The 21,398-nt window shown below is 31.5% G+C and carries 17 protein-coding genes and 2 tRNA genes; 9 read left to right on the top strand and 10 right to left on the bottom strand.

Annotated features, from left to right (window positions below; translation table 11 throughout):
• Positions 1-7: 7 nt before the first annotated feature.
• A complete protein-coding gene (locus B2217_RS12170; RefSeq protein WP_180905614.1) occupies positions 8-853 on the bottom strand; it encodes a hypothetical protein in 846 nt (281 codons plus the stop codon).
• An 84-nt stretch (positions 854-937) separates the two neighbouring features.
• Positions 938-3,052: a prolyl oligopeptidase family serine peptidase gene (locus B2217_RS12165; protein WP_180905613.1), complete on the bottom strand. Its 2,115-nt coding sequence runs from the start codon at positions 3,050-3,052 to the stop codon at positions 938-940.
• 199 nt (positions 3,053-3,251) lie between these two features.
• Here B2217_RS12165 and B2217_RS12160 point away from each other — a divergent pair, with 199 nt between their 5' ends.
• Complete coding sequence (locus tag B2217_RS12160; RefSeq protein WP_180905612.1) at positions 3,252-4,676, top strand: MATE family efflux transporter; 1,425 nt, start codon at positions 3,252-3,254, stop codon at positions 4,674-4,676.
• Positions 4,677-4,709: 33 nt separating this feature from the next.
• Here the strand turns inward: B2217_RS12160 and B2217_RS12155 are convergent, their stop codons facing one another.
• Positions 4,710-6,035: a hydroxymethylglutaryl-CoA synthase family protein gene (locus B2217_RS12155; protein WP_280045881.1), complete on the bottom strand. Its 1,326-nt coding sequence runs from the start codon at positions 6,033-6,035 to the stop codon at positions 4,710-4,712.
• 174 nt (positions 6,036-6,209) lie between these two features.
• Between B2217_RS12155 and B2217_RS12150 the strand changes: the two genes are divergently transcribed.
• Positions 6,210-6,848 (top strand): HdeD family acid-resistance protein, encoded by a 639-nt coding sequence (locus B2217_RS12150; RefSeq protein WP_180905610.1) that lies wholly within the window; start codon positions 6,210-6,212, stop codon positions 6,846-6,848.
• 42 nt (positions 6,849-6,890) lie between these two features.
• Here B2217_RS12150 and cls read toward each other — a convergent pair whose 3' ends face one another.
• Positions 6,891-8,381, bottom strand: a complete 1,491-nt coding sequence (cls, locus tag B2217_RS12145) for a cardiolipin synthase (RefSeq protein WP_280045882.1) — start codon at positions 8,379-8,381, stop codon at positions 6,891-6,893.
• 133 nt (positions 8,382-8,514) lie between these two features.
• On the opposite strand from cls, the gene B2217_RS12140 reads away from it, so the two are divergent.
• The 4 genes from B2217_RS12140 (at position 8,515) to der (ending at position 10,928) form a co-directional block, all read left to right on the top strand.
• Positions 8,515-8,590 (top strand) — tRNA-Phe (locus B2217_RS12140).
• Between the two features lie 112 nt (positions 8,591-8,702).
• A complete protein-coding gene (locus tag B2217_RS12135) occupies positions 8,703-9,053 on the top strand; it encodes a phosphomannose isomerase type II C-terminal cupin domain (RefSeq protein WP_280045883.1) in 351 nt (116 codons plus the stop codon).
• A gap of 35 nt (positions 9,054-9,088) precedes the next feature.
• Complete coding sequence (locus tag B2217_RS12130) at positions 9,089-9,517, top strand: adenylyltransferase/cytidyltransferase family protein (protein ID WP_180905607.1); 429 nt, start codon at positions 9,089-9,091, stop codon at positions 9,515-9,517.
• 103 nt (positions 9,518-9,620) lie between these two features.
• A complete protein-coding gene (gene der, locus B2217_RS12125; RefSeq protein WP_180905606.1) occupies positions 9,621-10,928 on the top strand; it encodes a ribosome biogenesis GTPase Der in 1,308 nt (435 codons plus the stop codon).
• Positions 10,929-11,036: 108 nt separating this feature from the next.
• Here der and B2217_RS12120 read toward each other — a convergent pair.
• Positions 11,037-11,110, bottom strand: a tRNA-Arg gene (locus B2217_RS12120).
• A 190-nt stretch (positions 11,111-11,300) separates the two neighbouring features.
• On the opposite strand from B2217_RS12120, the gene B2217_RS12115 reads away from it, so the two are divergent.
• From B2217_RS12115 to B2217_RS12105, 3 genes are read left to right on the top strand one after another with little or no spacing between them, the layout of a single operon-like run.
• Positions 11,301-12,368 carry an ABC transporter substrate-binding protein gene (locus tag B2217_RS12115; RefSeq protein WP_280045884.1) on the top strand — a complete coding sequence of 356 codons (1,068 nt, stop codon included), beginning with the start codon at positions 11,301-11,303 and terminating at the stop codon, positions 12,366-12,368.
• The gene (locus B2217_RS12110; RefSeq protein WP_280045885.1) at positions 12,369-12,857 is read left to right on the top strand and encodes a MepB family protein; all 489 of its coding nucleotides are present in this window, start codon (positions 12,369-12,371) and stop codon (positions 12,855-12,857) included.
• A 20-nt stretch (positions 12,858-12,877) separates the two neighbouring features.
• Positions 12,878-13,477: a hypothetical protein gene (locus tag B2217_RS12105; RefSeq protein ID WP_280045886.1), complete on the top strand. Its 600-nt coding sequence runs from the start codon at positions 12,878-12,880 to the stop codon at positions 13,475-13,477.
• Between the two features lie 4 nt (positions 13,478-13,481).
• Here B2217_RS12105 and B2217_RS12100 read toward each other — a convergent pair whose 3' ends face one another.
• From B2217_RS12100 to B2217_RS12080, 5 genes are all read right to left on the bottom strand, one after another.
• The gene (locus B2217_RS12100; RefSeq protein WP_280045887.1) at positions 13,482-14,978 is read right to left on the bottom strand and encodes an NAD(P)H-hydrate dehydratase; all 1,497 of its coding nucleotides are present in this window, start codon (positions 14,976-14,978) and stop codon (positions 13,482-13,484) included.
• Between the two features lie 83 nt (positions 14,979-15,061).
• Positions 15,062-16,081 carry a phenylalanine--tRNA ligase subunit alpha gene (locus tag B2217_RS12095; protein WP_038336503.1) on the bottom strand — a complete coding sequence of 340 codons (1,020 nt, stop codon included), beginning with the start codon at positions 16,079-16,081 and terminating at the stop codon, positions 15,062-15,064.
• Between the two features lie 149 nt (positions 16,082-16,230).
• The gene (locus B2217_RS12090; protein ID WP_286473942.1) at positions 16,231-17,367 is read right to left on the bottom strand and encodes a DegT/DnrJ/EryC1/StrS family aminotransferase; all 1,137 of its coding nucleotides are present in this window, start codon (positions 17,365-17,367) and stop codon (positions 16,231-16,233) included.
• A 360-nt stretch (positions 17,368-17,727) separates the two neighbouring features.
• Positions 17,728-18,825, bottom strand: a complete 1,098-nt coding sequence (locus tag B2217_RS12085) for a hypothetical protein (protein ID WP_291122700.1) — start codon at positions 18,823-18,825, stop codon at positions 17,728-17,730.
• Between the two features lie 2 nt (positions 18,826-18,827).
• On the bottom strand, positions 18,828-19,601 hold the full coding sequence (locus B2217_RS12080; protein ID WP_291122698.1) for an RNA polymerase sigma factor: 774 nt from the start codon (positions 19,599-19,601) through the stop codon (positions 18,828-18,830).
• Positions 19,602-21,398: the final 1,797 nt, after the last annotated feature.

Raw genomic sequence — 21,398 nt, 5'->3', positions numbered from 1 at the left:
TAATTGTTTATTCTTGCGAAATCATCAGTTTTCTTACATCATCTAAAAAATCATTATCCTTTTCACAAGGAATCCTTTTATTCAATTTATTTTCAAAATATTCATTAAATCTCTTACAGTTTTTTACAGCATAAAATTTTTGTTCATTATTTAATAAAATAAAAGGATACAAAATATATTTTAACCTATAAGGTGCTCCATAATAATTTCCTACAGCCATTTTTGTAATTGCTTCACCTGAAGGAATAGCAGATATTTCGCTGTAAAAATAATCCGAATTTGCAAACTTTACTTTTAAGAAATAGTTTTTTGAATAATCTATCATAAAACCACCTTTCATTTCCTTCGCTTCGTTTTTATTAGATGCTTTTATGCTTAAGTAAAGATTTCCTTTGTAAACAACTGCAAAAGTATTTCTTAAAATATCATCACTTCCAACATATTTAAAAGCCATTAAGTCTTTTGGATTATCATAATATTTTTGACCTTCTTCTCTTCCAACAATCTTTTTTGTTGAGGAAGGATTTTTTTTATAAAAATCATCAATTGTTTCATAAATACCTTCAGGTAAATCATTTTCATAATATTTATCCTTTATTTCGGTATAAGTATTTTGATCCACTTTATTAATAAAATCAATAGAATCAAAAATAATTTCAGAAACATCTTCTTTTATTATTGCTTGATTAGAAGACTTATTCATTTTAAGTTTATATTCATAAACTTTATCTCCATAAAAAACATCTTCAACTTCCATTTTTTTTCCGTCTGATAAAACTAAAGTTGCTTTTTTAATATACTGTCCAAAAGAAAAAGTAGAGCATAAAATAAATAGTGTTAATAATTTTTTCATTCGATTATATTTTGGATAAAATTAAAAAATCCACCTGAATATTCAGATGGATTTTGAGTTTATTGATTGAATTGAATTAATCTTTTATTTCAATTTTTTGATTCCCATGTTCCATAAAGTGAACGCATATTTATCAGCTGTTTCATTGATCACAACTTCTGTCGAACGACCTGCTCCGTGACCAGCTTTTGTTTCAATTCTGATTAAAACTGGATTATCACATGCTTGTTTCGCTTGTAAATTAGCCGCAAACTTGTACGAATGCGCAGGAACTACACGATCATCATGATCTCCTGTTGTGACTAATGTAGCAGGATAACATGTTCCTTCTTTTACATTGTGAACTGGTGAATATCCTTTCAAATACTCGAACATTTCTTTACTATCATCAGCTGTTCCATAATCATAACCCCAACCTGCACCAGCAGTAAACGTATGATAACGTAACATATCTAAAACACCAACCGCAGGCAATGCTACTTTTGCTATTTTTGGATTAATTGTTTCTGTTGCTCCAACTAATAAACCTCCATTAGATCCTCCTGATAATGCAGTAAAATCTGGTGAAGTGTAATTGTTTTTCTGTAAATATTCTGCAGCAGCAATGAAATCATTAAAAACATTCAATTTATTGAATTGACGACCTCCATCGTGCCATTTTTTACCATATTCTCCACCTCCACGTAAGTTTGGAACAGCGTAAACTCCACCATTTTCAATCCAAGCTGCAGTTGCTGGACTAAATCCTGGTGTTAAACTAATGTTGAATCCTCCATATCCGTAAACGATTGTAGGATTTTTACCATTTTTCTTCAATCCTTTTTTATACGTAATAATCATCGGAACTTTTGTTCCATCTTTTGACGTATAAAAAACTTGTTCAGAAATATAATCATCTGAATTAAATTTCACATTTGGTTTAATGTAAACATCCGAAGAACCCGTTTCTACATTGTATTTGTAACTTGTTGAAGGTGTGATATAATTTGAAAATCCGAAATAGATTTCTTTCTCTGATTTTTTTCCTCCAAATCCTGATGCAGAACCAACTCCAGGCAATGTAATTTGACGGACTTTTGATCCATCATATTTGTATTGCTCCACAACCGAAATTGCATCTTTTAAGTATTTAGCAAATAAATAACCTCCTCCTGTAGAAACAGATAATACATTTTCAGTTTCTGGAATAACTGTTTTCCATGCAGCTTCGCTCAAATCAGAAATAGTTGCTTTAACTACTTTATTGTTTGGAGCTTTGTTATTTGTAAAAATGTAGAAAGTCTCTCCATCATTATCAATCACAGAAGTATTTGTGTCAAAATTATTCACAATCGTTTTGATTGGACTATTTACTTGAGACAAATCTTGATAATACAACTCATTTCCAGTTGTTGTGTTAGCTGCAGATATAATTAAGAAACGTTCATCATCTGTCAAATAAGCACCAACATAGCGACGAGGTGTTTCTGCTCCCCCAAAAATCAATTGATCTTTTTTCTGAGCCGTTCCTAATTTGTGGTAATATAATTTGTGTTGATCTGTTTTTTCTGATAATTCAGATCCTTTTGGTTTATCATAAGAAGAATAATAGAAACCGTCGTTTCCTTTCCAAGCTGTTCCAGAGAATTTAACATCAATCAATGTTTCTCCAACTTGTGTTTTGTCTTTTGCGTTCAGAACAATTACTTTTCTCCAATCTGATCCACCTTCTGAAATAGAATAGGCAACTAGACTTCCATCTTTAGAAAAGCTAACATCAGCCAAAGAAACAGAACCATCTTTAGAGAATTTATTCGGATCTAAGAAAATTTCTTCTGTTCCGTTTTCACCTAATTTACGGTACAAAACAGAGTGTTGTTGTAAACCATCATTTTTGTAGTAATATGTATAATCTCCTTCTTTAAAAGGCGTTGAAATTTTCTCGTAATTCCAGATATCCGTCAACGATTTTTTCAATTGTGTACGTAACGGAATTTCATTCAAATAAGCATAAGTTGCTTTATTTTGTTCGATCACCCATTTCTTAGTATCCTCAGACAAATCGTCTTCCAACCAACGATATGGATCTTGTACATTCTCTCCAAAATACGTATCAACATGATCAATTTTTTTTGTATCTGGATACTTTTTCTTATAACTCTGTGCATTCACTCCTACCATAAGGGCAACATTAAATAAAATAAAAGCAGTTTTTTTCATTTCTTCTTAGTATAGCTGTTTTGGTAAAGATAATAAAATCAAAAAGATAAATTGGTATTGAAAAAAATGATTTATTTTTGCGCAAAATCCTCTCAGATTTTAATTGAAATGAATATTTAAAACTTCGCGGCAACTTAACGTTAAATTCATTTTGATTTAAAAATTTATCAAGTATTTTTAATTTGAAAAACCAAAAAAAATGACTGTAGAAAAGTCTTTAACAGCCAAAATTGGGTCTATTTTTTCGTTGATTAAACAATCTTTTTCAAGCGAAAACTTAGATTTAACCGCGTTACCAATCAAAAAATCAGTATTTCTATTAGCAATTCCGATGATGTTCGAAATGGTGATGGAATCTGTCTTTGCATTGGTCGATTTATATTTTGTAGGACATTTAAAAGAAAGCGCTTTCGCCATACAAACCGTTGGTCTTACAGAATCTTTATTAACAATTGTTTATTCAATTTCAATCGGAATAAGTATGGCTGCAACTGCCATTATTGCACGAAGAATTGGTGAAAAGAAACCCGAAAAAGCTTCGGAAAGTGCTTCGCAAGCAATTTTATTATCGATTATCATTACAATTCTGTTGAGTATTTTCGGGTTTATATTCGCCAAAGATTTATTGATTTGGATGGGCTCAACCGAACAAGCCGCAGAATATGGGAAGAATTTCACTAAAATAATGATGGCAAGTTGTTTATCAATTGTATTATTATTCTTGATTAATGGAATTTTTCGTGGAGCTGGAAATGCAGCAATTGCGATGAAAAGTTTATGGTTAGCCAACGGAATCAATATTATTCTATGTCCAATTCTTGTTCGCGGATGGTTCTTTTTTCCTGAAATGGGGTTAGAAGGAGCAGCCTTAGCTACTGCGATTGGTAGAAGTGGTGGTGTGGTTTATCAATTGTATTGTTTAACGAAAAAAGATTCATTAATTCAAATTAAATGGAGCTATTTCCTTCCAAAATCTAAACTCATTATCAATATTGTAAAAATTGCAGTTCCTGCTATTGTACAATACATTATTGCAAGTTGTAGTTGGATTATTCTCGCTCGAATTGTTGCTCAATCTGGTGGAGAAATTGCCTCATCTGGTTATCAAACTGCTTTACGTTTGATGATGTTTTTTATGTTACCTGCATGGGGATTAAGCAATGCTGCGGCAACTTTAGTTGGTCAAAACTTAGGAAATAAAAATCCCGAAAAAGCAGAAAAATCAGTCCTTATGACCATGAAATTTAACATCATTTACATGTTGATTGTAAGTGTTATTTTCTATGGATTAAGCAATTATTTAGTCTCAATTTTTACAACAGAAGAACATATCAAAATCGTTGCAAAAGAGGGAATGTACATTCTTGCAACTGGTTTTTTATTATACGGAATTGGAATGGTAATGATGAATGCTTTTAACGGCGCTGGAGATACGATGACGCCAACGATTATTAATTTTGTTGGATTTTGGTTATTCCAAATTCCATTAGCGTATGTATTAACGTATCATTTCAACCTAAAAGAAGAAGGCGTTTTTATAGCAATTCCTGTTTCGGAAACGTTTATTGCAATTTTAGCATTTATTCTCTTTAAACGAGGGAAATGGAAGCAGAAAATAGTATAAAAAAATCGCTCAAATGAGCGATTTTTTTATATTTTATCCTTTAAAAGTATAATATCTTGCACCTTTCAAATCTGGAATTTCAGTTTCAATGCGATCTAAAGCAAATCCTTTTGAAGCATTGATTGATGTTTTCAGATTTTTATTGTGTAGATTTTGGTATTGTTCAAAAGAAATCGCTTCTCTTTGATTCAAATAATTGAACAAATCCATTTTATTCATCACATTTTTCCAACCTTCGCCAATTTGTCCTTGAAAAACTTTTGATTTAGATCCAGAACCATACGCAATAAATCCAACAGTTTTTCCATTCAACTCTTCATCATTATCAGCACTCACTTGTAAAGCCGATAAAAATGCCGTGAAAACAGAAGCTGTGTACATATTTCCGATCTCAGAAGAAGCACGTTGAGTTGGTTCTACTTTTTCTTTGATTAACGCTTTATATTCATCCGATTTTGAAACAATTTTCAAATTATCATTCGAATTATCTTGATTATTTTCTAACGCAAAAACATCCGAAAACATTCTTTTTCCTTGAAATGCATAAGGCAAGTGAAAAGCAATATATCGCCAATTTTCGTACAATTTACCTTCTACTTTAGCCTCATCTTTAAAGTTAAAATAAGCTTCTCTTACTCTATTTTTATAACATTCGTTAGAATATTGACCTTCGAAAATTGGTTCATCAGAAAAGATTTCGATTTCAGATTTTGTAGTTCCTAAAGCATTCAAAATTGTTGCATCAGAAGTTGATTGATGAGGCTTAAAGAAATCAAAAACAGATTCCATTCCAATTCCCCAATTATTATCAAACGCAATCAAATCTGGTTGATTTGAAATTAACATCGCTACTGCACCAGCACCTTGCGTATATTCTCCCGTCGATTCTAAGCCATATTTTGCATAATCTGCTGCAATTACAATCGCCTTTTTAGCTGGATTTACACGAACATAATCGATAGAATTGTGCATCGCATCTACTCCACCCACGCACGCAAACGTCATATCCACAACATCTGTGTGTTTGAAAGGACGTTCTCCAAATTTATTTGCCAAAACAGATTCCACTAACTGAACTGCGTAAGTTGCCGTTGGTTTTGCGCCATCCAAAGCACTTTCTGTTCCTAAATAAATTCGTCCGATTTCGTTTGGATTAACATTAAAATCAGTAATCAATTTCAACAAAGCATTCGCAGCAATCGTTGCTGTATCTTCGTGAACATCTAAAACTGACATTTTCTTTAAACCCAAACCAATTTCAAGTTTATCAGGATCAATATTGCGCTGAATTGCTAAATCTTTTATTGGTAAATATATATGCGGAACGTAGATAGAAGCCGCCTCTATTCCATACTTCATTTTCGTTATTTTTTAAGCGAACTTCAAAGTTAAGAGTATTTTAATTTTTAGTAAGCATGAAATAAATCCTGAATTTTAAGAAATCAATAATCATTATAAAAAAACAAAAAAATAGAGGTTTAATTAGAATATTTCTTAATTTTAAGTCTATAATTTTAAATATTTTTTTTCAAAATGGCTCGTACTTTTTACAAATCAATCAAAAATTCTGTCAAATATTGGTGGATTTTATTAATCATTGGATTATTATTCGTTGGACTTGGAATTTATACATTCGCATTTCCAACAGCATCGTATGTTGCACTTTCAGTATTTTTTGCTGTATCTTTTTTATTCTCTGGAATTTCGGAAATTGTTTTTTCGATCTCAAATAAAGATGAAATTGACAGTTGGGGCTGGACATTAACTTATGGAATTATCACAGCAATTGTTGGATTTATGTTAGTTGTTAATCCTATTTTAAGCTTAGAAGTTTTTGCTTATTATGTTGGGTTCTTAGTGTTATTCCGATCAATTTCTGGAATTAGTTATGCTTTCGACCTAAAAAATTATGGTGTAAGAGATTGGGGCGTTTCATTATTTTTGGCAATTGTAGGATTAGTTATTTCGCTTATTTTATTATCAAAACCACAATTAGCAGGTTTAACAGCTGTTGCATGGCTAGGATTAGCGGTTATTTCTACCGGATTATTTGCGATTTTTATTTCATTACAATTGAAGAAAATTAAAGATATCCCGAATAATATTTCAGACGATTTGAGAAGTCGATATGAAGAAATTAGAAAAGAAATCGAAGATTTTAAAAATCAATAAAAAACAAAAACCTCCACTTTAATTGAAGTGGAGGTTTTTGTTTTACAATATCGGTGCTAATAATCTACAAATCGATGCAAACGCGCGGTTATACCAAGGTCTATTTTCCCATTTTTCAATAGTTAATAATTCTGAATCCTCTTTATCTATATCAAATTGAACACTCATTTGTTGTAATAACGTCGCATTTTCAATCACCGAAGTAATCTCGAAATTAATCATAAAACTACGATAATCTAAATTCACTGTTCCAATAAAAGCCAATTTGTCATCAACCGTAATTGTTTTGGCGTGAATAAATCCTTTTTCATACAAATACACTTTTATACCACGTTTCATCAAAGGCTTTAGAAACGATAATGACGCTTGTTGTACTACAATGGAATCGCCTTTTTTAGGAATAATCAACTCCACTTCTACTCCGCTCGAAACGGCAATCATCATCGCTGTCTTAAATTCGTCACTTGGTATAAAATATGGCGTGCACAATTGCACTTTCTTTTTCGCCAAAGTAATTGCCAAAACCATCGCTTCCATAGCCGAATGTAAATCACTTCCTGGTGAAGAGAGTCCAAAACTAACTGTTGATAAATCGTTATTTTCTTGAGATGAATAAAAATATTTTGGATCAGAAATATTATACTTTTTGCCTTCCGTCATCATCCAATTTAAATAAAAATGCAATTGCAAACTATTGATAGAATCTCCTTCAATCATCACAGAAGTATCACGCCAATAAACCTTATTATTTGGGCTTATTACACTATTTTGATTGATGTATTTATCACTAATGTTAATTCCGCCTACAAATGCTTTTTTGCCATCAACAATCAAAATTTTGCGGTGATTACGGTAATTAGAATTCGCCAAAGACGAAAATCGAACAGGTAAAAATGTTTGAAATTCCACACCTGTTCCATCAAATCTTGATTGATGTTTATTTAGTTTCGGCGAGCCAAAATCATCCGCAGTAACACGAACTTCTACACCATTTTTAGCTTTTTCAATCAGAATATCAATGATTTCATTTCCGATATGATCTTCATCAAAAATATAATATTCGAGATGAATATGATCTTTCGCTTCACGTAAAGCTTCCAAAAAAAGAGGGAATTTTTCTTCTCCATTTGTCAACAACTTTACTTTATTATTTGTTGCAGGATAAGCAACTCTTGCATTGTTTAAATAACGATAAACCTGTGACAACGAACCTATTCTTATATTTACTTTATCTAAATCATCTTGAACAAATTGATCCATTTCAGCCCATTTTTCATTGATGATTTTTTGATGATTCTTATCTATTCGTTTAAAAAATTCATCTTTTTTAAATTTCTGTCCAAAGAAAAAATATAGGATTATTCCAATAAACGGTAGAAAAACAATCACTAATATCCATGCAATTGTTTTGGTTGGGTTTCGATTTTCGATCAAAATAGTAACAATCACCATTATATAAAGGATTGTAAGCGGAACCCAATACCATTCTTTGATAAAATTCCAGATGTGCAAAAGTGTGATTGACCATTCCATTTGTTACCGATTCGTAATTTTTTTATAAAAATAAATGAATAAAAATCAACTGCTTAAAAAATTAACAAAAAATATTTAAAAATAATTTTGGAAATGATAAATAAACCTTCTTATATTTGCAATCCAAAATGACGGTGCCTTAGCTCAGTTGGTAGAGCAAAGGACTGAAAATCCTTGTGTCCCTGGTTCGATTCCTGGAGGCACCACCACATTTATAAAACCTCGAGCATGTGTTTGAGGTTTTTTTTTTGAATAAACATAACAATTTATTCATCAAGTATTTTAGAGTTGTATCTAAATATTCCGTAAATTGCGTAAAACATGGAAATAGGAAATAGACCTTGGGGTTCTTACTACGTATTAGAAGACACCGATATATATAAATTGAAGAGAATAGAAGTGAATGTTGGCGGGCGTTTGTCTTATCAATATCACAATCATCGTGCAGAAGTATGGACAATTATTCAAGGAACTGCAATGGTGACACTTGATGATAAAGAATATGAATACAAAGCAGGTGAAGTCATTATTATTCCATTAAAAGCAAAACATCGTATTCAGAACATAGGTAATGAGACATTAATTTTTATCGAAGTTCAACATGGTACGTATTTTGGGGAGGAAGACATCATTCGCATCGAAGATGATTACAACCGATCATCTGAAGATTAAAAAAAACTAACTATAAAAGACTAAACTAATTGACTATGAAAATCGGAATTACATTTAGTGCTTTTGATTTGCTTCATGCGGGGCATATCAAAATGCTTGAAGACGCAAAACAACATTGCGATTATTTGATTGTTGGTTTACAAACTGATCCAACATTAGATCGACCTGAAAAAAACAAACCTACGCAAACTGTTGTAGAACGCTACATTCAGTTAAAAGGCTGCAAATTTGTTGACGAAATTGTGCCTTATGCAACTGAAGAAGATTTGGAAGATGTTTTGAGATCTTTCAAAATTGATGTGCGTATTTTAGGTATTGAATACCAAGACAAAAACTTCACAGGACGTAAATATTGTGAAGAAAAAGGAATCGAATTGTATTACAATTCAAGAGACCACCGTTTCTCAAGTTCTGGACTTAGAAAAGTGGTTGCAGAAAAAGAACTTCTTAAAGTTGTAAAATAAAAATTGAGTAAGGTTAGAGTTTATCTAACCTTTTTTATTTACAATACTTTCTCAATCAAAAAATTAATGTAAAAAATAATTCTAAAAATTATACCTTTGCAAAATGTCAAATATAGTTGCAATTGTAGGAAGACCAAACGTTGGTAAATCTACGTTCTTCAACAGAATGATCCAAAAAAGACAAGCTATCGTTGATGACACTTCTGGTGTTACACGTGATCGTCATTATGGAAAATCTGATTGGAATGGAAAAGAGTTTACCGTAATCGATACCGGAGGGTATGTCGTTGGTTCAGATGATACCTTTGAAGAAGAGATCCGCAAGCAAGTTGAATTAGCTATTGATGAAGCAAATGTAATTTTGTTCATGGTAGACAATCAAGTTGGTTTAACGGATATGGATAAGGAAGTTGGCAACCTTTTAAGACGCACTAAGAAGCCTACATTCTTAGTTGTGAATAAGGTCGATACCAACAAAAATTTAGACGATTCTTATGAGTTTTATAACTTAGGATTCGAAAAAATGTACACAATCGCTGCAATGAGCGGAAGTGGAACAGGTGAATTATTGGATGATGTGGTAGATTGTTTTACAGAAGAAGAACACATTGATCCATTCGAAGGTTTACCTAAAATTACAATCGTAGGTCGTCCAAATGCTGGAAAATCTACATTAATCAATGCATTATTAGGTGAAGAACGTAATATTGTAACGGATATCGCAGGAACAACACGTGATTCTATCGAAACGTTGTACAATAAATTTGGACACGAATTTGTTTTGGTAGACACTGCTGGAATGCGTAAAAAAGGAAAAGTTAGCGAAGATTTAGAATTTTATTCTGTCATGCGTTCGGTTCGTGCAATCGAAGAATGTGACGTTTGTGTCTTAGTAATTGATGCAGAACGTGGAATTGAAGCACAGGATTTGAACATTCTTTATTTAGCAGAACGTAACCGAAAAGGTGTTGTCATCTTAATCAACAAATGGGATTTATTGGAGAAAGAAACCAATACAATGAAAGAATACAAAGATGCTATTCTAAAACGTATTGCGCCTTTTACAGACGTTCCTGTGTTGTTTATCTCGGCTCTTACAAAACAACGTGTCTTGAAAGCTGTTGATACATTTATTGAAGTTTACGAGAACCGTAGTCGTCGTATCAAAACAAGTAAATTAAACGAAACTTTGTTACCGATTATCGAGATTACACCTCCACCTGCAGTAAAAGGAAAATACATCAAAATCAAATATGTAACGCAGTTACCTACAAAAACGCCTCAATTCGCGTTTTTCTGTAACTTGCCGCAATATATTAGAGATCCTTACAAACGATTTATCGAAAATCAATTGAGAAAGGAATTCAATTTTGAAGGAGTTCCAGTTGAAGTTTACTTCAGAAAGAAATAATAAAAATCCAAAAAGTCCATTTACAATTTGTAGATGGACTTTTTTATTGATAACAATAGAATTTAACATTCATAAAAAAAGCTCAACGATTGACGCTGAGCATTTTTGTGACCGAGACAGGATTCAAACCTGTAACCTCTTGAGCCGTAATCAAGTGCGCTATTCAGTTGCGCCACTCGGCCGTTTGAAATAATTGAAAGTATTTTCCCTTATTTCGAATGCAAATATACAGCACTTTTATTGTAAAAACCTAAGCTTTTCGAGAAAAATTTTTAACAATAATTTAATTTACAACGTATCAATTGCTTACAAAAATATTTTTTTATGATTTTGGCAGAATTCTTAACTTGCTTCCACTAAATTCAATCCAAAATGATTAAAAAATTAATTCTAAGTTCATTCATTCTTCTTGCCATTAGTAGTTGTAAACAGTCGAAAGAAGCTGTTAAAACCGAACAAGAAAATACAACTTTTCAGTTTGCGAAAAATATTTCTATCGAAGAAAACAACGAAACAATCACGATAAAATCATCTGGAAATACGATTTCATTTGATAAAAAAGACTTGCCTATCAAAACTGTTATGGTAGAAACTTCGTCTGCTGTTACGTTTTTAGATCAATTAGAAAGTCTTGATTTAATCAAAGGAGTTTGCGATGCAGATTTTATTTACAATCCTAAAATTGCCGAAGGAATTGCAAATAAATCAATCTTAAAAGTTGGAAATTCAAACGAATTATTCACAGAAATTATCTTAAAAAATAAACCACAATTGATTATTGCAAATTCAAATCCTGTTTTGGCAAAATTTCATCAACAATTGGAACAAAATGGGATAAAAGTATTGTATTTGGATGAATACAAAGAGCAAAATCCGTTAGGACAAGTTGAATATTTGAAGGTTTTTGGAAAATTATTCGGAAAAGATACAGAAGCTGAAAAACGTGTAGAAACGGTTAAAAGTAATTATGATTCGATCAAAAATATCATTCAAACCAAAGCACAAGGTAATGTTTCAACAATTGTGAATACAATGTATGGCGATATTTGGTACGTTCCGACAAATGATTTGTTGCAAGCAAAATTGATTGACGATGCAAAAGGAAATTATATTTTCAAGAATAAAACAGGTGAAAATAGTTTGAGCTTAACATTTGAAGAAGTTTATACAGCTGGAAAATCTGCAAATTATTGGGTCAATGTAACAAACGTGAATTCCTTGGCAGAAATGAAAGCTTCTTATCCAAATTATGCGTGGTTTGATGCGTTTAAGAAAGGAAATGTGTACGCTTACAACAAACGAATGAATGCAAAAGGTTCGAATGATTATTTTGAGCAAGGAATTCTTCGTCCAGATATTATTTTGAATGATTTAGGAAAGATTTTCTATCCAAATTTATTTCCAACTTATGATTTATACTTTTATCAACAATTGAAATAAATGCCTGAAATTATTCAAAAATTCGAAGATTTTGTTCTAAAACCAATGAATTTATCCATTTCAACTCTTGAAAAAGATGCAGAATGTGACGAATATATAGGTTATAATTTCAATGTTAATGAGTTTTCTATAAAATTTAGAAAAGCGAAAATTACGCCTAAAAAAGTTGGTCAATTTGTAACGTTATGGAAACGAAATACAGCTAAACAAACCGAACCTTTCGATGAAAATGATGTATTTGATTATTACATTATTGCTGCAGAAGATGATTCTAAACTAGGTTTTTATATTTTTCCGAAATCAATTTTAATTGAAAAGAATATTTTGACCTCAATTAAAAAAGAAGGAAAAAGAGGTTTTAGAGTTTATCCCAATTGGGTAAAACCTGAAAATAAACAAGCGGAGAAAACTCAAAATTGGCAACAAGATTATTTTGTAGAAATAATCAATTATAAACCTGATTTAAAACAAATTAATTTGTTATTTTAAAATACAAACAAACTACATTTATGAAAAAATTATATCTATTATTTATCATACTTATTCTGACAGCTTGTACAGAAAACAAAGAAGGTATTCGTATAGACCTAAGCAAACATAACGATACTGTTACGGTTACTTATACTAATTTATCGGATTCTATTTATGTACTGAATGGTATTATGTGTAGGCCAATGCATGAAAATGAAAAAATGGAGGAAGATAGAAAGCCTGTGAGCATAGATCCCAATGAAGCTACAATTATGCCTTATTTTGATGAAAATAATCAACCTCCATATATTACCAAATTTACTTATGAAAAGAATGAGGATGAATTAATTTTACAAAAAAAACGAGATAGTCTATTTAATAGATCTACAAATAATGATCACATATATTTAGAAAGTGTATTAATTTTACAGCCCAAGACAACAAGAACAATAAACTTTGAAATAAGTCAAAATTCAGATAAATACAACTTTCAAATACTTGACTACTATAACATTGGCTCTCCTGGAAGAAATATGTATAACCGTATTTCACCTGTTTTAAAGGATGTTAATCCAAATTATTATTTGTATAAATATAGTTTTAACCCTAGTAGCCAACTAAAAATTAAGATTGACTAATCCATTAATCCAAATAAAAATAAGCTTCACTAATAAAATCACTAATATTTGACGCAATTAAACTATGTGGATGAATTTTCTTTACAGCCAAATCTCCAGCCAATCCATGCAAATAAACACCTAAAATTGAAGCTTCTGATGAATTATAACCTTGTCCAATTAGCGACGCAATAATTCCACTCAACGTATCTCCAGATCCAGCAGTTGCCATTCCCCAATTTCCCGTGGAATTGAAATAAATTTTACCTTCGGATGTAATAACTGCAGTATAAAAACCTTTTATAATAAATGTCAATTGATGAAAAACAGCAAGTTTTTTAACTTTTTCTAATTTCTCAAAATCATTTTCCCATTCTCCAATTAAACGTTGTAACTCTTTTGGATGCGGTGTTAAAACTGAATCTTGTGGAATCAACGTAAAACAATCTTTCTGATTAGCTAAACAATTTAATGCATCAGCATCAATCAACAAAGGTTGTTGTTGATTCTTAATCCAATTGATAAAATTTGCTTCTGTAGTTGGGTGTTTTCCCATTCCCATTCCAACGGCAACTCCTTGATAAATTTTTATCTCAGGAAAATGTTCAATTTGTTTTTCTGAATCATCAACCAAACTCATTGATTCTATCAAATTTGTTTGCAAAATATTTAATCCACATTGAGGAGTATAAGTCGTTACCAAACCACTACCCGTCTTCAAGGCTGCTTTTGCACTTAAAATAATTGAACCTATTTTTCCTAAACTTCCACCAATTATCAACATATGACCAAATGTACCTTTGTGCGAAAACTTACTTGGTTTCTTTAGAAATTTCTGAACATCATTTTTCTGTATAAAATAATAATTTGTCTCAAATTCATTACTCACATTCTGTTCTAATCCAATATCTAATAAAATAAATTCATCAGTGTAAATCTGATTTTCAGGAAATAATAAACCTAATTTAGGAACCTGAAAAGTATATGTTTTATTTGATTTACAACACGGAAAATATTTTTGCATAGGAGAATCAGCAATAAAACCAGAAGGCAAATCTATCGAGATAATTTGCGTCGGATTTGACTCTTCTATTTGATTGAAGACTGAATTCCAATCATCATGCAAAGGTTGATTAATTCCAATCCCGAAAATAGCATCGATAATAACTGAATTTTCAGGAAGTTGTAATTCTTCATTCAAATTAAAAAAATGTAAATCATCAGAACAAAAAAGTTGTTGATTCTTTAAATTATCTTCGCTATAATTCTCTGATTTCAATATATAAATCAACGTTTTATAGCCTAATTTTTTCAATTCTCTTGCAACTCCTAATCCATCTCCTCCATTATTTCCTTTTCCGCAAAAAATAATAATTGGTAATTCTTTAGATGGAATATCATTCACTACATTTTCAGTCAATTTCAATACAGCTCGCTCCATCAAATCCCAAGAGGATATATTTTGATGTTTGATCGTTAATTGATCCCATTCTTTTATCTGTTTTGAATTGAGTATTTTCATGAATAATATTTGTTTACATAAAGGTAGTAAATAAAAAAAGGAACTCAAATTGAGTTCCTTCTAGTCTTTATATTTTATTAATCTTAAAATAATTCTGATTGGAATTGCTCTAAGAAACGTTTATCATTTTCTGTGTACAAACGGATATCCCCAATTTGATATAACAACAACGCAATACGCTCAATTCCCATACCGAATGCATAACCCGAATATTTTTCAGGATCGATATCTACATTGCGCAAAACGTTAGGATCTACCATTCCACATCCCATAATTTCTAACCAACCTGTACCCTTTGTCATACGATAATCGGTTTCAGTTTCTAATCCCCAATATACGTCAACCTCAGCAGAAGGCTCTGTAAATGGGAAATATGAAGGACGTAAACGAATTTCAGATTTACCAAATAACTCAGTTGTAAAATAACTTAAAGTTTGTTTCAAATCTGCAAACGAAACACCTTCGTCGATATACAAACCTTCAATTTGGTGGAACATCATATGCGAACGAGACGAAATCGCTTCGTTACGGTAAACACGACCTGGCGCTAAGAAACGCATTGGTGGTTGATTTTTCTCCATATGACGAATCTGCGTAGAAGATGTATGCGTACGCAACACAATATCTGGATCAGTTTCGATGAAAAATGTATCTTGCATGTCTCTCGCAGGGTGATGCGCTGGCAAATTTAACGCGGTAAAATTGTGCCAATCATCTTCGATTTCTGGACCTTCAGAAACGCTAAATCCAATGCGATTAAAAATTTCGATAATACGATTTTTTGTAATATTAATTGGATGACGAGATCCCAATGTAAAAGGCTCTCCAGGGCGCGTCAAATCTAAAGAAGAATCAGTTTTTCCTTCGTTTGAGATTTCATTTTTAAGAACAGTTGATTTTTCTGTTGCCAATGTTTTTAATTCATTCACAACTTGACCAAATTCCTTTTTTTGTTCATTCGGAACAGATTTGAACTGCGTAAACAAGTCCGTTAAAATTCCTTTTTTTCCTAAAAATTTAATTCTGAATTCTTCAATTTCAGCAGCATTTGTTGAATGGAAGTTTTTTACTTCTTCAATATATTGTTTGATTTGGTCAATCATAATTTCTGATCAATTTGATTACAAATTTAACCGATAATCAACTTATAACAAATTATTCGAGTACTTTTATTAAAAACGTCTAATTCTTATAAATAAAAATCCTCTTAAGAAAACTTAAGAGGATTTGATTGATATTATATTTCTAAAAATTATTTTCCAAATACTTCTTTTACTTTAGCAGAGATTCTTTCGCGTTCTGCATCTGTTAAATTAGAGCCAGAAGGTAAACATAATCCATTTTCGAATAATTCTTCTGCTACCGTTCCTCCATAATAAGGTGCATCTGCAAAGACAGGTTGCATGTGCATAGGTTTCCATAACGGACGAGATTCGATATCATCTTCCAAGAAAGCTAAACGTAAATCTTCGCGCGTTTTCCCTGCTACTTTTGGATCAATTAAAATCGCAGATAACCAATGGTTAGAGAAATAATCAGAACTTGGTTCTACAAAAACAGTTACGCCATCAATATCCGCAAACAACTCTTGGTAGAATTTATTCATTGCACGACGAGCTGCTACTCTATCCGCTAAAACTTCCATTTGTCCACGACCAATACCTGCTGTAATATTACTCATCCGGTAATTGTACCCAATATGCGAATGTTGATAATGTGGTGCATTATCACGAGCCTGAGTTGCTAAAAATACCGCTTTATTTTTATCTTCTTGTGTATGGGAAACCAAAGCTCCACCACCAGAAGTTGTAATAATTTTATTTCCGTTGAATGATAAAACACCGAAACGTCCAAAAGTTCCTGCAGATTTATTTTTGAAAGTAGAACCCAATGCTTCGGCAGCATCCTCTATCACTGGAATGTTGTATTTTTCTGCTACAGCATGTATCTCGTCAACCTTATAAGGCATTCCGTACAAATGAACCGCTAAAATCGCTTTTGGTGTTTTTCCTTTTGCTATACGATCTTTAATCGCCTCTTCTAATGCTATTGGACAAAGATTCCATGTATCTTTTTCTGAATCTACAAATACAGGTGTTGCGCCTTGGTAAGCGATTGGATTTGCAGTTGCTGAGAATGTCATTGATTGGCAAAGAACCTCATCTCCGTAGCCAACTCCACTTTCAATCAAAGCTAAATGAATTGCTGCTGTACCAGCAGATAATGCTGCAACTTTTACATTTGCATTTAAGAATTTTTCTAAATCTGCTTCAAAACCATTAACATTTGGTCCTAAAGGAGCCACCCAGTTTGCATCGAATGCTTCGTGAATGTATTTTAATTCATTTCCTCCCATATGAGGAGATGATAACCATATCTTTTCAGCCATTTTCTATAGTTGTTTTTGTTGTACAAATTTAGAATAAAACTATTGTTTTCGCTTCATTAGTTAATCATAAAACTTCATAATTGTAGAATAAAAAAACTCGAGCATCAATTTTAAATTCTAATTTGTACATAATACTTTTTACATTTTACTATTCTAACTGAACCGAATAACCCTTACATACACTCTACTGCCACTATGTTGCCTTCATCTTGCCTTCATCCTGCCTTTATCTTGGGACTATCTAACGTGTTTCAATAAAACCTAAAAAAATCCCCCCGTTTGTATATGTTTTTCACATTTAGTGAGTGTTCGCAATAACCTCACCCTATGGGTGTACAAATCACCCTCCGAAATTATGGTTTAAGCTGTTATAAGCTCAATACCTGCTTTATCAGCTTTGTATTTTATTTTATGTATGAGCTCATAATAGCTCCAGTTTCTTAATACAAAACTTTCTTTTTTGGCTATTTCTATTTTTTCTTCTTGATCTACAATAACTATCGTTCCTGCTTTTTTTTCAACACAAAAATCAATTAACATTCTACTGTAGACATGTAGGCGATGATGAACATACTTACTCTCGGTATTTTTTAATTTTTTTGCTATTTTTAATTTTCTTTCTTTTCCTTTCCCTCCTTTGCAATAAGGTACTCCTTCTAAAATTCTTTTACGAGAAGCTTGTATCGCCAATCTTCTGTACAAAAATTCTTCTTTGCTACCAATGGTAAGTCGAGATTTACCTATTTTTACAACCAACGGATATTCTAATGACAAGGAAACTTCTGCAATAATATCTGGTTGTAATTGATTTTTTTCTTTTTCAATTTCTACAGCGAATTCCCAAAATATTTTATTTTTTTCTAATTTAATTTGCGATCTACAAATTTTAATTTGGTTACTTACAAATTGCTCCAATAACTTATGATTATCAATATAATCTCTTCCAAGATACGTTTTAAAAGGAATTTTATAAAGTTTAAAATAAAAGTCTTTTTGATCTGTATCATACGAGAATTTACTTATTCTCGCTATGTTAAAAGGAATTGCTATATCGCGTTTAAATGTTTTTAAGGAAAGTTCACCTTTCCAATATTTGACACAATCCTTCTTAAAGGACAGGTATAACATATTTATCAAACTAGACAATATGTACATCGGAACTTCGTCCTTAAAACGTTTTGAGAGCACACGATAAATGGTATTCATACGAGAACATTCTAGTATTCCTTCTTCATCTTTATTTTCGTCTACTAATTTATATTTGATTCCTTCAGAGAAATAAAAAAAATCTTTAACCATTTCTTGCACATACAAATGAGAAACAATCAAATTAGCCGCTATAAAACATCTATTTTGCCATTTGTATAGGGTACTCCAAACTTCCTTTCGTTCTTCTTGGGTTGGTAAATCAACTATTAACTGTATTTTACGTGTTAAAAAAATTGTAGAATTTTCCATATTTAGGGGTTTAAGCTTTTTTGTTGAGACAATTGATAAGCGGCTACAAATTCATTGTGCACTTCTTTCTGAGAAAGTTCTAATGTCTTGGCAATGGTTGTAAACGATTGTTTCTTCTCGAATCGAAGCTTTAAAATCAACGATTGTTTTTCGGTTATTTGATTTTTTTTCTTTGTCTCAGAAACTGTTTTGTTTTTATTTACTAACTTTTCTTGGTGACTTAAAATGTTCTGGAGATCCGCTATAGCCCGTTTAATTTCATTCGTTGTTTCAGTTATTCCTCTTCCCATTGCATTGGCAATTGCTTTGTATTTGAATCCATAATTCAAGCATAGTTCAATCAAATGTTTTCTTTCAGCACTTAATAGGGGTAATACTTTTATAATTTCTTCATAATATTGCTGTTGTCTATCATGGTCGATTAGGTTTTGAATGTTATCTGCGGGATCATATCCAGCCAAATAATTCTGATAATTCTCATAACTTTCTAGCGAACTCACGGTCCTAAAAAACTTATTCTTCGGTTTATAGTAATGCGAATAACAACTGTATTTCAGTACAAGTTTCAAAAAGAAAAGGATATGTTTAGGTCTTTCAATTTTCTCACGATATTCCCATAATTTCAGAAACGCATCTTGTACCAAACATTCTACTACAAATTCATCATAAACTATTTGTTTACCAATCCAAAAAAGTAACCTTTTATGTCGTACATAAATTTTTTCTAAGGCTTTTGGATCGCCTTTTTTCAATAATTCATATTCTTTTTGTTGCATAATAAAGGTGGTTTATTTATGTTTTACGTTCTACGGTTAACGTTTTACGTTTTTACATAGTTTTAAATTCAACATTAGGTTTAAAAGCCACTCCTTTATCCAGTACATCGCGCCAACTTTGTTTTTGGGAAAAGGTTTTTGTTTTTTTATTTCAAATTTTTTCTTTACTTTCATTTTTTTGCTCATCCAAAAAAACGAAACAAAAAAAGATGCCGACAGTAGTCTCTCAATGATTCAACTAAATAAATTATTTCCATAAAGTTGGCAACTCGCTCCACTCAGACACTCCAACTTTTTTTATTCCAATAATTTAGAGTTGAAATGCATTTCGATTCTAAATCGTCAGATTTTTCTAATCTTTTTCAATATTCAAATTGCTTTTTAACAACGAATTCTAAAAACGTCCTTGCTGAAAAGTCGAGTGTCAATTCGGCGTAAAGAGCCTCATAAATGATTTACTGTTCGCATTTTATATGCGAATGATTTAAAGCATTTAGCGAATAGCCATTATTGACCGACTTGTAAGCACTATACCTAAGCTCCACTGGAGCTTCTCCTCTTAATCTCAAATGTTTTTGTGTCAAGACAAAAATGAACATATAATCATTTTCTTATTATCATAAATTATGTTCAGAACCTCATTCTCAAACTCAAATACATCATACTTTTTACATTGTACATATTACAATTCTCACATCTAATCTGTACTTTTTACCTAATACATACTACATTTTAACAATCTCTTCCGATACACGAACCTCGAACAAAGCATACGGAACGGATACACAATGGATACGGAATGGATACAGCGCGGATACACAACCGATACAGAAAAGTGTCATTTTCGATATACACCGATACAGGATTTTAACACTTTTTAACACTAAATAACTGTAATTTCATGCCAATTCTAAATTCGTTGAGTTTATCTAAATGTTAGAAAAATCACTTTCTTTCATTTTTAGTTCCTATTTCAAAGTCAAATCTCAATTCTAACTTCTCATATCTTACATCTACACAATTCTCTCAACCCACAAATTCCCCTTGGACAGTTTTAAAAATTATAATTAATAAATGAAATAAAATTTAACACTAATACATTCTATGAAGATCATTAACACTCTTATAAGTTGTCTTTGGGGAATAAAATGTGAGTCTTTGTTATTTAATAATTTTCTTCTCTACTTTTTTCTCCTACTAGTATATCCACTAATAGGGACAGAAGTTTTGTACCATGTCAATCATGGTTTTTGATTGTGTATACATAATGTATAGCACAAAATAGTTCCTATAGCGCAACACACAATTGCCTACTGAATTTGAAGTAAAATATTCACATAATTTTACATCGTTTTTTAATTCAACATTCATTTTAAAAGCCACTCCTTTTCCTGTACATCGCGCCAACTTTGTTTTTGGGAAAGGGATTTTTGTTTTTACGTTATGCGTTATGCGTTATGCGTTATGCGTTATGCAAAACTATTTTTTCAATACCTAATTCGTTTTCAAGAACAAATTTTAGAGACGACATACGATTTGCAGACGAGCTTCAATCCATTGAAACAAGCGTAAAAAAGATTAGTGAGCGTATGCGAATCATTTAATCTTTTTAGTGCGTAAAATGGTAATTGAACGTCGAAAATCGCGGTCTTGATTTTTTTGGTTCGTTTTTTCATCAAGGAAAAAATGAATGTAAAATACTTTCTATCACTTTTTTATTCATAGCTTATCTATTTTAATTATCGGTATTCATATGCCCTTCGAGGAAGCTCATCCAAAAAACGAAACAAAAAAAGA

It is taken from the genome of Empedobacter sp. UBA7620 (genome assembly GCF_002484185.1).
GTDB classification, from domain to species: domain Bacteria; phylum Bacteroidota; class Bacteroidia; order Flavobacteriales; family Weeksellaceae; genus Empedobacter; species Empedobacter falsenii_C.
This window is presented reverse-complemented; position numbering and strand designations above follow the sequence as displayed.

What these genes read in the sequence shown, in the direction of transcription:
- B2217_RS12150 (WP_180905610.1), top strand. Translation starts at nt 6,210, where the DNA reads ATGGCTCGTACTTTTTACAAATCAATCAAAAATTCTGTCAAATATTGG.
- cls (WP_280045882.1), bottom strand. Translation starts at nt 8,381, where the DNA reads ATGGAATGGTCAATCACACTTTTGCACATCTGGAATTTTATCAAAGAA.
- B2217_RS12130 (WP_180905607.1), top strand. Translation starts at nt 9,089, where the DNA reads ATGAAAATCGGAATTACATTTAGTGCTTTTGATTTGCTTCATGCGGGG.
- B2217_RS12090 (WP_286473942.1), bottom strand. Translation starts at nt 17,367, where the DNA reads ATGGCTGAAAAGATATGGTTATCATCTCCTCATATGGGAGGAAATGAA.
- der (WP_180905606.1), top strand. Translation starts at nt 9,621, where the DNA reads ATGTCAAATATAGTTGCAATTGTAGGAAGACCAAACGTTGGTAAATCT.
- B2217_RS12170 (WP_180905614.1), bottom strand. Translation starts at nt 853, where the DNA reads ATGAAAAAATTATTAACACTATTTATTTTATGCTCTACTTTTTCTTTT.
- B2217_RS12100 (WP_280045887.1), bottom strand. Translation starts at nt 14,978, where the DNA reads ATGAAAATACTCAATTCAAAACAGATAAAAGAATGGGATCAATTAACG.
- B2217_RS12135 (WP_280045883.1), top strand. Translation starts at nt 8,703, where the DNA reads ATGGAAATAGGAAATAGACCTTGGGGTTCTTACTACGTATTAGAAGAC.
- B2217_RS12085 (WP_291122700.1), bottom strand. Translation starts at nt 18,825, where the DNA reads ATGGAAAATTCTACAATTTTTTTAACACGTAAAATACAGTTAATAGTT.
- B2217_RS12115 (WP_280045884.1), top strand. Translation starts at nt 11,301, where the DNA reads ATGATTAAAAAATTAATTCTAAGTTCATTCATTCTTCTTGCCATTAGT.
- B2217_RS12165 (WP_180905613.1), bottom strand. Translation starts at nt 3,052, where the DNA reads ATGAAAAAAACTGCTTTTATTTTATTTAATGTTGCCCTTATGGTAGGA.
- B2217_RS12105 (WP_280045886.1), top strand. Translation starts at nt 12,878, where the DNA reads ATGAAAAAATTATATCTATTATTTATCATACTTATTCTGACAGCTTGT.
- B2217_RS12155 (WP_280045881.1), bottom strand. Translation starts at nt 6,035, where the DNA reads ATGAAGTATGGAATAGAGGCGGCTTCTATCTACGTTCCGCATATATAT.
- B2217_RS12080 (WP_291122698.1), bottom strand. Translation starts at nt 19,601, where the DNA reads ATGCAACAAAAAGAATATGAATTATTGAAAAAAGGCGATCCAAAAGCC.
- B2217_RS12110 (WP_280045885.1), top strand. Translation starts at nt 12,369, where the DNA reads ATGCCTGAAATTATTCAAAAATTCGAAGATTTTGTTCTAAAACCAATG.
- B2217_RS12095 (WP_038336503.1), bottom strand. Translation starts at nt 16,081, where the DNA reads ATGATTGACCAAATCAAACAATATATTGAAGAAGTAAAAAACTTCCAT.
- B2217_RS12160 (WP_180905612.1), top strand. Translation starts at nt 3,252, where the DNA reads ATGACTGTAGAAAAGTCTTTAACAGCCAAAATTGGGTCTATTTTTTCG.